This window comes from Sphingomonas sp. Leaf412, assembly GCF_001425405.1.
Lineage (GTDB): Bacteria > Pseudomonadota > Alphaproteobacteria > Sphingomonadales > Sphingomonadaceae > Sphingomonas.
Genome location: NZ_LMQP01000003.1, coordinates 617,914 through 628,138 on the forward strand (window position 1 = coordinate 617,914; position 10,225 = coordinate 628,138).

A 10,225-nucleotide genomic window follows, 5' to 3' on the forward strand; every position below is an offset into this window, starting at 1 on the left:
AGCAGACCTACGCGCCGAAGCCGTGACCCTTCCGTTCCGCGCGGGCCTGGGCTAGAGCGCGGCGTTTCCCCTTTACCCCGGAGTGTGCGGTGGCGCTGACGCCCCAGAACAACGAAGCGTTCCTGCGCGAAGTCGACGAGGAACTGCGCCGCGATCAGGCGCTGGCGCTGTGGAAGCGCTGGGGCCGGGTCGCGATCGTGGCGATCATCGTCGCGCTCGCCGCCTTCGCCGCCTACCTCTTCTGGCGCCACCAGCAGAATGTGGCCGCGGAGCGTGAGGGCGAGCGGTTGCAGGTGGCCTACGATTACCTCGCGGCACAGGATACCGCAGGCGCGTCGAAGCCGCTGGCGGAACTGGCGGGGTCGAAGCACGACGGCTACCGGGCGCTCGCCGCGTTCACGCAGGCCGACATCCTTCTGGTCAAGAACGACCTGAAGGGGGCGGCGGCGAAGTTCGGCGGCATCGCGGGCGATACGACGGTGGCGCAACCGTTCCGTGATCTGGCCCTGATCCGTCAGACGAGCGCGGAGTTCGACACGCTCGCCCCCGATGCGGTCGTGAACCGGCTGAAGCCGCTGGTGGTGCCGGGGAATCCCTGGCTGGGAAGTGCGGGCGAACTGGTCGCTGCGGCGTATCTGAAGCAGGGGCGTCGCGATCTGGCGGCGCAGACCTTCTCGCTGATCGCGCGGGACGAGGGCGTCCCGCCGTCGCTGCGTCAACGTGCGGTTCAGATGGCGAGCGCGATGGGCGTCGACGCGGCGGTTCCGGCAAAAGGTGTGACCAAGCAATGAGGAAGACGTTCGCGGCACTGGCCGCGGTCGCGGCGGTGGGCAGCCTTGGCGGCTGCGGCATCTTCAAGGGCGGCCCGAAGAAGACGCCGACCGTGGGACAGCGCGTCCCGATCCTCGCGTCCGAGAATGCGGTGGAGGTCGATCCGGCGCTCGCCAACGTGCAGGTCCTGCTGCCTCCCGCCGCGGTAAACGACGCCTGGACGCAGTCGGGCGGCAATGCGGAAAAGTCGATGGGCCACCTGGCGCTCGCCGCGGCGCCGTCCCAGGCATGGAGCGCGCAGATCGACGGCGGCAGCAACCGCGCGCGTCTGGGCGCCGCGCCGGTGATCGCGGACGGCAAGCTGTTCGTGGTCGACGTGACCGGCACCGCGCACGCCTTCGCCGCCGATACGGGCGCGAAGATCTGGAGCACCGGCGTCGCGCAGGGTGACCAGAACCGCAGCGCCCGTTTCGGCGGCGGCGTCAGCTACGACGACGGGAAGGTCTACGCCACGGACGGGCTGGGCGACGTGGTCGCGCTGAACGCCGCGGACGGGAAGGAAGTGTGGCGCGCGAAGCCGGGCGGCCCCCTGCGCGGCGCACCGACCGTCGCCAATGGCCAGGTGTACGTCCTGAGCCAGGACAACCAGATCTACGGCCTGAACCAGCCGGATGGGAAGGTCGTGTGGACCCAGTCCGCCAGCCTGGAATCGCAGGGCGTGTTCGGCGTCGCGGCGCCGGCGGCCAGCGCGGGTACGATCGTCGCGGGGTTTTCCAGCGGGGAACTGACCGCCTATCGGTACGAGAACGGACGCACCCTGTGGCAGGACGCGCTGTCGCGCACCTCCATCTCCACGTCGGTTTCCAGCCTGGCGGACATCGACGCCGATCCGGTCATCGCGGACGGCCGCGTCTACGCGATCGGGCAGGGCGGCCGCATGGTCGCACTGGAGATCGCCACCGGGCAGCGATTGTGGGAGCAGACGTTCGCCGGCATCTCGACGCCGTGGATCGCGGGAGAATGGATCTTCGTCGTGACCGACGACGCGCGCGTCGTCTGCCTGTCGCGCGCCAACGGCAAGATCCGCTGGATCAGCCAGCTGCGCGGCTTCAAGAACGAGGAGAAGCGATCGGACGCCTATAACTGGTTCGGCCCCGTGCTGGCGGGCGATCGTCTCTGGCTGACCAATTCGCGCGGCGAACTGGTCGCGGTGTCGGCGGTGGACGGGTCGGTCCAGACGACGATAAAGGCGGGCGAACGCTTCTCGCTTCCCCCGGTGGTCGCGAACCGGACATTGTACCTGCTGGGCGACGACGGTCGGATCACGGCCTATCGGTAGGGGCCGCAGGTGACGAACGGGCCGCGGTGGTGTAGGGACCGCCCGTAACCGTTCGTCCCGAGCGACGTCGAAGCACCTCTCGCGGCGCATCGCCTTCGACGTCGCCCAGGCCGAACGGAGGCGGCGATACGCCGCGGGACCATTATCCAAGGCCCGTCCATGTCCCGTCTTCCCACCGTCGCGATCGTCGGACGCCCCAATGTCGGCAAGTCCACGCTCTTCAACCGCCTGGTCGGCAAGAAACTGGCCCTGGTCGACGACCGCCCCGGCGTCACGCGCGACCGGCGGGAGGGCGACGCGCACCTGATCGGCCTCGACTTCCGCATCATCGATACCGCCGGTTACGAGGACGAGGACCCCGACACCTTGCCCGGCCGGATGCGCCGGCAGACGCAGGCGGCGGTCGACGGGGCGGATGTCGCGCTGTTCATGCTCGATGCCCGTGCGGGCGTCGTCCCGCTGGACGAGGAGATCGCACGCTGGCTGCGCGTCGCCGACACGCCGATCGTGCTGGTCGCGAACAAGGTGGAGGGGCGCAGCGGCGAACAGGGCGTCCTGGAATCGCTCGCGCTCGGCTTCGGCGACCCTGTGCAGCTGTCCGCCGAACATGGCGAGGGGATGGGCGACCTGTTCGAAGCGTTGCTGCCGCACCTGGACGCGTTGCAGATCGACGAGGAGGAGCCCGACGAGGACGAGGAGAATCCCGATGCGCCGCTGAAGCTGGCCATCGTCGGCCGTCCGAATGCGGGCAAGTCGACGCTGGTCAACCGCATGCTGGGCGAGGACCGGATGATTACCGGACCGGAGGCGGGGATCACGCGCGATTCGATCGCGATCGACTGGGACTGGACCGATCCCAAGGGGCGGACGCGCCAGGTCCGCTTGATCGACACCGCGGGCATGCGGAAACGCGCGAAGGTGCAGGACAAGCTGGAGAAGCTGTCGGTCGCCGACGCGCTCCACGCGGTCGATTTCGCGGAGGTCGTGGTCCTGCTGCTCGATGCGAACTTGGGGCTGGAGGCGCAGGATCTGCGCATCGCCGATCGCGTGCTGGAGGAGGGCCGCGCGCTCATCATCGCGCTGAACAAATGGGACGTGGCGGAAAATACCTCGTCGCTCTTCAACGGCGTGAAGAAGGCGCTGGAAGACGGATTGAGCCAGGTGAAGGGCGTCACCGTCCTGACCGTATCGGCGGCGACGGGGAAGGGGATCGATCCGTTGATCCAGGCCGCATTCGACGCGCGCGAGGCATGGTCGCGCCGCGTCGGGACGGGCGAATTGAACCGCTGGTTCGAACGCGCGATCGAGGCGAACCCGCCACCCGCGCCGGGCGGCAAGCGGATCAAGATGCGGTACGTCACGCAAGTGAAGTCGCGCCCGCCCAGCTTCGTCGTCTTCGGCACCCGCGTCGATCAATTGCCTGCCAGTTACGAACGCTACCTCGTCAACTCCATGCGTCGCGACCTGGGGTTCGGCGGCGTGCCGGTGCGCATGATGATGCGCGCGCCGAAGAACCCGTTCGATCAGCAGTGACGCGGGCGCGAACGGTTACCTCGCCTTTACCTGTGGTAGCGTAAGCAACCCGTGGAATCGGGTTGGGCGTGTGTCGCCTGTGGAGGAAGCGGTGTCGTTCGAGAGTGGAATTTTGATCGATCGCGTCGCGTATCAGCGTGCCCGCGCGGAACTGGGCAGCGCCTTCGTCCGCCTGCTCGGCTATCTGCGCGAGGACGGGCTGAAATCGCTATCGGTGCTGGAGGAGGCGCTTCGTGCGGACAACGCCGCGGCGATGGTGATCCCTGCCCACACGCTGAAGGGGGAGGCGCGACAATTCGGCGCCGATCCCCTGGCCGTGCTGGCCGAGAAGATCGAGGATCACGCCCGCGCCTGCGTGGAGCGGCGCGATTCCCCCAGCGGCGCGATCGAGGACGTGGTGGCGCTTCGCCCGCTGTTCATGCGAACGCTCGAACTGCTGGAGCGCGAGGCGAACCCGCTGGCGCAGCGGCGTCCGGCGCAGGGCTTCGGACGGCGCGGTTGAGACGTCCCCGTCGACCCGTCCGGGTCGACGGAAACGCGGGTCACGCTGCCGTCACCCCTCGCCCTTGTCGTGCTCTGCCTGCGAGTTGAGCTGAACGTAATTGTGGATGCCCATCCGCTCGATCATCTCGAACTGCGTCTCCAGCGTGTCGACATGCTCCTCCTCGCTGATGAGGATCTTCTGGAACAGGTCCCGGCTGACGAAATCGCGTACCTGCTCGCTGTAGGCGATCGCCTCCTTCAACTGCGCGACCGCCTCGATCTCCATCGCCAGGTCGGCCTTCAGCGCCTCCTCGACGGTCTCGCCGATGCGCAGGCGCCCGAGCAACTGGAAGTTGGGCAGCCCGTCCAGGAACAGGATGCGTTCGGCAAGCCAGTCGGCATGCTTCATCTCGTCGATCGATTCGTGCCGCTCGAACGCGGCGAGCTTGTACACGCCCCAATGCTCGAACAGGCGATAGTGCAGCCAATATTGGTTGATCGCGGTCAGCTCGTTCTTGAGCGACTCGTTCAGGAATTCGATGACCTTCGGGTCGCCCTTCATATCCGGCTCCGTAAAATACCTCGGCTGCGGATACGCCCTGCGACCATACCCAGGCAACCTGAAAAGTGGCGGAAAACCGGGATTTTCCGGTATTGCGACGCCTAAGCGGCGGCGCGTTCCGAATCGATGATTTCGCGCGCGAAGGGCACGCACTGACCGCATTTCGGCTGGCGCCCCAGGGTGCGATAGGCCTGGCATGCCGTCGTCGAGCCGGATCGCGCCGCGGCGCGGACCTGGCATTCCCGGATTGCGTTGCAGACGCAGACGACCATGGGCACTCCCTCTCCCTCGCTGCCCCGATTAGTGCAGGTGAGAGTGAGTCGCAAGAACTTTTGCGTCGCGTTCGCAACTAGCGCGGACGACGCCGCGGTATCTCGCCGCGGGCCGCCGCCCGCCACAACCATTCCGCCGGGCCATAGGCGAATCGGCGCAACCACCAGGTCGACCACCACAGCATCGCCGCCCATGCGACGGGGACGAGCAGGCACAGGCCCGCCCGAGGCCAGCGCGCGAACTGCCCGAGCCCCCAGCCGTCGAAGACGAACGCCATCACGATGCTCGTGCCGAGGTAATTGCTCAACGCCATGCGCCCCGCGGCGGCGACCCGCGTCGACAGCCAGCCTCCCGGCCGGAAGGCGAGCAGCAGGAGCGCGGCGTATCCCGCCACCATGAAGGGGCGAAACATCGGCGACACGACCATCGAGGCCAGCAGGACTTGCCGCAGGTCGAAACCGCTCCGCCACGTGGCCACGGCAAGCCACACGTGGATCGCCAGCGTGGGAAGCAGGGTGGCGACGGCGATCCGGCGATAGTTGCGGCGCGCCCATCCCAGCGTGACGAACCCGCTGCGATACGCCGCCATGCCGAGCAGGATGTAGCCGATCGTCTCGGCGCCGCTCCGGATCGCGGTGGTGAACGGGTCGACGCTGCCGTTCCAGCGCCAGATCACCCCCTGAAGCCACGGTCCGCGAAAGGCCGCGATCTCGGCCCGGAGCTCGCTCGGTGGCGGGACGCCCCAACCGCTGGCCAGGGACTGCCACGTCGCGACCTGCGAAACCGTTGCGCGTGGTGCCGCCGCCTGCGCCGCCAGCGCGAGCGACGCGCCGTCGATCACCGCCACCGCGATTCCCGCCGCGCCGGTGGCGACGAGCAGGCGGACCGGCGCGCCGACGAACAGGAACGCGACCGTGCCGAGCAGCGCATATTGGTTCAGGATATCGCCCCACCACAGCAGGTACAGGTGCGCGCCGCCGATCACGAACAGGGTGGCCATGCGGCGCAGATGGATCGCCGCCCAATCCGCACCCGACCGTTCGGCGCGGTCGACGACCAGCAGCAGCGAGACGCCGAACAGCGCCGCGAACAGGCCGCGCATCTTGCCTTCGACCAGGACGAAGGTGCCGGCCCAGACGGCCAGGTCCGCCACGGTCGTTCCGCCCCATGCAAGCGGCGAGAAATAGGCGCTGCGCGGAAGCGCGAAGCCGGGCAGGTTGGCGACCAGGATGCCCATGACCGCCGCGCCGCGGATCATGTCCAGAGCATCGATCCGCGCCGCGTCGGAGCCCTTAACGCGCGTCACCCGCATCCGCGGAAACCGCGTCCGCGCCGTTGCCCTTCATCAATCCCGGCGTGCCGGTGGATACCGCCACCGGCGCGGTTCCGTCGATCGGCGGCAGGCCCGCCAGATACTCCTTCCCGTTCCGGTCGATCACCGCCACCTGCCGCGGATTGGCGACCGCGACCGCCTGAAGATAGCGGCCCGGCTTCTTCATCAGCTTCGGGAAGTCGGCGCTCAGCCCCGCGATCATCGCGGCTTCGCGCACGAAATGCACGCAGTTGCGCTTGCCCAGATTGTAGGTGGAATTCCCGGTCTTCTCATCCCAGGCACGGATCAGGTCGAGCACCCGTGCATATTGCGCATCGCTCAGCGTCACCGAAAACCGCGCATGGCTGCCCGTCATGTAGCTGCGCTTCGCCGCTTCCACCCGGCCGCCGACGTTGCCGAACAGCAGTTTCGGCGTGATCGATCGCGCCGTGAAGCCGTAGCTGGCATCGATCGTCGGCCCGCCTGCGTCCGGCGTCCCGCGCAGCGTGAAGAACGCGTGCGGGAAGTAATTGCCGAAATCGCGGCTCCAGAAGGCGATCGTGACCGCCGCGTCCGCGGGCGACGTCAGGAGCAGCAGGGCCGCGAGCATGCATGACGCCACCGAACGTGGAAGGCGGGCGATCGACATCGGCCTCCTTTCGGGGAACGCGATCCGAAACGCAATGCGATCGACACGGTCGCCGGCTTTGCATCGGGCGCGCGATCGATGCAGGATAGGGGTGGTATCGCCGGTTCACGACGCGTTCAGATCATCGATGACATTTGTAATCGCAACAGGGCGGCTGGGAGACGAGTGGTGCGCGATTACATGATGCTGCTGGTGGTGGCGACGCTGTGCGCGCTGGTGTTGCAGGCCGCATGATCGTCCTCGTTCTGGCGCGCGCCGATAACGGCGTGATCGGTGCGGACGGCGCGCTGCCCTGGCATCTGCCCGCGGACCTGAAGCGCTTCCGGGCCATGACCATGGGAAAGCCGATGGTGATGGGACGCAAGACCTTCGAGAGCTTTCCCGCGCCGTTGCCGGGGCGGCGACATGTCGTCCTGACGCGCGATCGCGGTTGGTCCGCGGACGGGGCGGAGGTCGTCCATTCCGCCGACGCTGCGCTGGCGTTGACCGGACCGGGGGAAGTCGCGGTAATCGGCGGGGCGGAGATTTTCGCGCTATTCCTCGACCGCGCGGATCGCGTGGAACTGACCGAGGTCCATGCCGCGCCGGACGGCGATGCGACGGTGCCCGCTTTCGACGGCTGGCGCGAGATCGCGCGCGAGCATCACGCGGCAGAAGGGGAGCGGCCCGGCTACAGCTTCGTCACGCTGGTCCGCTGACCGCGCCCGCGCGGGTCTGGGGCAGCGACGATGCTTGCCGCTCCCTTTCCCATTCCGTACAGCGCGCGCATGGAGCGACTTGACGGGGGCGCGGCCATTCCGGCGCGCTATCGCGACGGGATCGTCGCGCTCGGCAATTTCGACGGTTTCCACTTCGGGCACCAGGCGGTGGTGGGCCGCGCGGTGGCGCGCGCGCGTGCCGAGGGGCGGCCTGCGCTGGTCGCGACGTTCGATCCGCATCCCGTCCGCTTCTTCCGCCCCGACGCGCCCCCGTTCTGCCTGACCACCCTGGACCAGCGCGAGCGGTTGTTCGCCTCGGCGGGCGTCGACGCGATGGTGGTGTTCCGCTTCGACGCCGGGCTCGCCGCGCTGTCGGCGGAGGCGTTCGTGCGCCAACGCCTGATCGCGAACCTCGGCATCGCGGGGGTGGTGACGGGGGAGGATTTCACCTTCGGACGGGCGAAGGGCGGCGACGTCACGACCCTGGCCGCGTTCGGTACGCGGCTCGGCTTTTCGGCCGAGGCGGTGGGGGCGGTGACGCTCGACGGGGAGGTCGTGTCCTCGACGCGCATCCGCGACCTGCTGCGTGCGGGCGACATGCGCGGCGCCGCGCGGCTGCTGACGCGCCCCTTCGCGATCCGGGGAGTCGTGCAGCATGGCGACAAGGTAGGGCGCACGATCGGCTATCCCACCGCGAACCTCGACATGGGGCGATACCTGCGCCCGGCCTACGGCATCTACGCCGTCAGGGGGCGCCTGCCTGACGGGCGCGTGCTGGACGGGGCCGCGAACCTGGGTATCCGGCCGACGTTCGACCCGCCGAAGGAATTGCTGGAGCCGTATTTCTTCGATTTTTCCGGCGACCTGTACGGGCAGGAGATCGAGGTCGACCTGATCGACTATCTGCGGCCGGAGGCGAAGTTCGACGGGCTCGACGCGCTGATGATACAGATGGCGGCCGATTGCGCGCGCGCGCGGGCGATCCTGCGCACGGCCTGATACGCCTCCGCGGGAACGCGACGGGGCGCGACGTGCGCGGGGAGATGACGCGCCCGTCATAGCGCGCTAATGCCCGCCTTCCATGACCGACACACCCGATACCGCGACGCGCGATTACCGCGATACCGTCTTCCTGCCGAAGACCGACTTCCCGATGAAGGCGGGGCTCGCCGCGAAGGAGCCCGCCATCCTGGAGCGGTGGCAGCGGATCGGCCTGTACGACCGGCTGCGCGAGCAGCGCGCGGGTCGCGAGCGGTGGATCCTGCACGACGGCCCGCCCTACGCCAACGGCGACATCCACATGGGCCATGCGATGAACAAGGTGCTGAAGGACGTGATCGTCCGCAGCCGCACGCTGATGGGCTATGACGCGCCCTACGTTCCCGGCTGGGATTGCCACGGCCTGCCGATCGAATGGAAGGTCGAGGAGGCGTATCGCGCGAAGAAGCTGGACAAGGACCAGGTCCCCGTCGCGCAGTTCCGCGCCGAATGCCGCGCTTATGCCGACAAATGGGTCGCGGTGCAGCGGGCCGAGTTCGAGCGGCTGGGCGTCATGGGCGACTGGGCCGACCCGTATCTGACGATGAAATACGATGCCGAGGCGACGATCGTCGGCGAGTTGCTGAAGTTCGCGGAATCCGGCCAGCTGTATCGCGGTGCGAAGCCCGTGATGTGGAGCCCGGTCGAGAAGACCGCGCTGGCCGAGGCGGAAGTGGAATATGAGGACGTCGTGTCGACGCAGATCGACGTGGCGTTCGAGATCATCGAGGCGCCGAACGCGCCGGAACTGGTCGGCGCGCATGCGGTGATCTGGACGACGACGCCGTGGACGATCCCGGTGAACCAGGCGCTGAGCTATGGGCCGGAGATTGAGTATCGCTTGTGTCGGAAGCGTAACGACGATGGCGGGAGGTATCTTGTCGCCCTTGAACTTCTTGGTTCAGTCGGAGCGCGCTTCGGGAGCGAGCTTGTGCCGTTGCAGGCTGTCAAAGGCGCCCAACTAGCTGGCGCGACCGCCCGCCACCCGATCTACAACTACCTCCGTCATTCCCGCGAAGGCGGGAATCCATCCATCGACGCGGGCGACGGTGCCGGTGGAGAGATGGATCCCGGCCTTCGCGGGGACGACGGGGCGGTGGAGGCGGCGCTGGCGTTCTTCGCCAGGCCGCGCCCGTTCCTCCCCGGCGATTTCATCACCACCGACGCCGGCACGGGCCTCGTCCACATGGCCCCCGATCATGGCGAGGACGACTTCCTGCTGTGCAAGGCGCACGGCATCGACCCGGTCTTCGCGGTCGATGGCGCGGGGATGTACCGCGACGATTGGGCGTGGCTCGGCGGGCAGGGGTCGGTCATCAACAAGAAGTTCGTGAGCGCGGACGGGCCGATCTGTTCGGACCTGCGCGCGGCGGGGGCGTTGCTGGCGGCGTCGGACGACTTCAAGCATTCCTATCCGCATTCGTGGCGGTCGAAGGCGAAGGTCATCTTCCGCGCGACCCCGCAATGGTTCATCCCGATGGATGGGAAGTCCCTCTCCCAGCGGGAGAGGGAGGGAGCCGCCGAAGGCGGCGGAAGGGTGAGGGCGGGGCATGAGGACGGGCCGGGC

Annotated in this window: 11 protein-coding genes; 7 read left to right on the forward strand and 4 right to left on the reverse strand. The window is 68.1% G+C overall.

What is annotated here, in order from left to right:
* The first annotated feature begins 89 nt into the window (after positions 1-89).
* The 4 genes from ASG29_RS10120 to ASG29_RS10135 all read left to right on the forward strand — a co-directional run bounded on the left by ASG29_RS10120 (position 90) and on the right by ASG29_RS10135 (position 4,145).
* Positions 90-791 (forward strand): tetratricopeptide repeat protein, encoded by a 702-nt coding sequence (locus tag ASG29_RS10120; protein WP_055983381.1) that lies wholly within the window; start codon positions 90-92, stop codon positions 789-791.
* Positions 788-2,110, forward strand: a complete 1,323-nt coding sequence (locus tag ASG29_RS10125) for a PQQ-like beta-propeller repeat protein (protein ID WP_055983384.1) — start codon at positions 788-790, stop codon at positions 2,108-2,110. The genes ASG29_RS10120 and ASG29_RS10125 overlap by 4 nt, the downstream gene beginning before the upstream one ends.
* A gap of 159 nt (positions 2,111-2,269) precedes the next feature.
* The gene (gene der / locus ASG29_RS10130; RefSeq protein ID WP_055983385.1) at positions 2,270-3,643 is read left to right on the forward strand and encodes a ribosome biogenesis GTPase Der; all 1,374 of its coding nucleotides are present in this window, start codon (positions 2,270-2,272) and stop codon (positions 3,641-3,643) included.
* A 112-nt stretch (positions 3,644-3,755) separates the two neighbouring features.
* Positions 3,756-4,145: an Hpt domain-containing protein gene (locus ASG29_RS10135; RefSeq protein WP_082515900.1), complete on the forward strand. Its 390-nt coding sequence runs from the start codon at positions 3,756-3,758 to the stop codon at positions 4,143-4,145.
* A 51-nt stretch (positions 4,146-4,196) separates the two neighbouring features.
* Here the strand turns inward: ASG29_RS10135 and bfr are convergent, their stop codons facing one another.
* The 4 genes from bfr to ASG29_RS10155 all read right to left on the reverse strand — a co-directional run bounded on the left by bfr (position 4,197) and on the right by ASG29_RS10155 (position 6,883).
* Positions 4,197-4,688, reverse strand: coding sequence for a bacterioferritin (gene bfr / locus ASG29_RS10140; protein WP_055983388.1), 492 nt, complete (start codon positions 4,686-4,688; stop codon positions 4,197-4,199).
* Between the two features lie 101 nt (positions 4,689-4,789).
* Positions 4,790-4,960, reverse strand: coding sequence for a bacterioferritin-associated ferredoxin (locus ASG29_RS17525; RefSeq protein ID WP_055983390.1), 171 nt, complete (start codon positions 4,958-4,960; stop codon positions 4,790-4,792).
* Positions 4,961-5,037: 77 nt separating this feature from the next.
* Complete coding sequence (locus tag ASG29_RS10150) at positions 5,038-6,219, reverse strand: DUF418 domain-containing protein (RefSeq protein WP_235532860.1); 1,182 nt, start codon at positions 6,217-6,219, stop codon at positions 5,038-5,040.
* A 34-nt stretch (positions 6,220-6,253) separates the two neighbouring features.
* A complete protein-coding gene (locus tag ASG29_RS10155) occupies positions 6,254-6,883 on the reverse strand; it encodes a hypothetical protein (RefSeq protein ID WP_055983392.1) in 630 nt (209 codons plus the stop codon).
* Positions 6,884-7,152: 269 nt separating this feature from the next.
* Here ASG29_RS10155 and ASG29_RS10160 point away from each other — a divergent pair, with 269 nt between their 5' ends.
* From ASG29_RS10160 to ASG29_RS17530, 3 genes are all read left to right on the forward strand, one after another.
* The gene (locus ASG29_RS10160; RefSeq protein WP_055983394.1) at positions 7,153-7,620 is read left to right on the forward strand and encodes a dihydrofolate reductase; all 468 of its coding nucleotides are present in this window, start codon (positions 7,153-7,155) and stop codon (positions 7,618-7,620) included.
* A 69-nt stretch (positions 7,621-7,689) separates the two neighbouring features.
* Positions 7,690-8,619 carry a bifunctional riboflavin kinase/FAD synthetase gene (locus ASG29_RS10165; protein ID WP_055983396.1) on the forward strand — a complete coding sequence of 310 codons (930 nt, stop codon included), beginning with the start codon at positions 7,690-7,692 and terminating at the stop codon, positions 8,617-8,619.
* 82 nt (positions 8,620-8,701) lie between these two features.
* A partial coding sequence (locus tag ASG29_RS17530; RefSeq protein WP_235532861.1) for a class I tRNA ligase family protein occupies positions 8,702-10,225 on the forward strand: 1,524 nt, incomplete at its 3' end.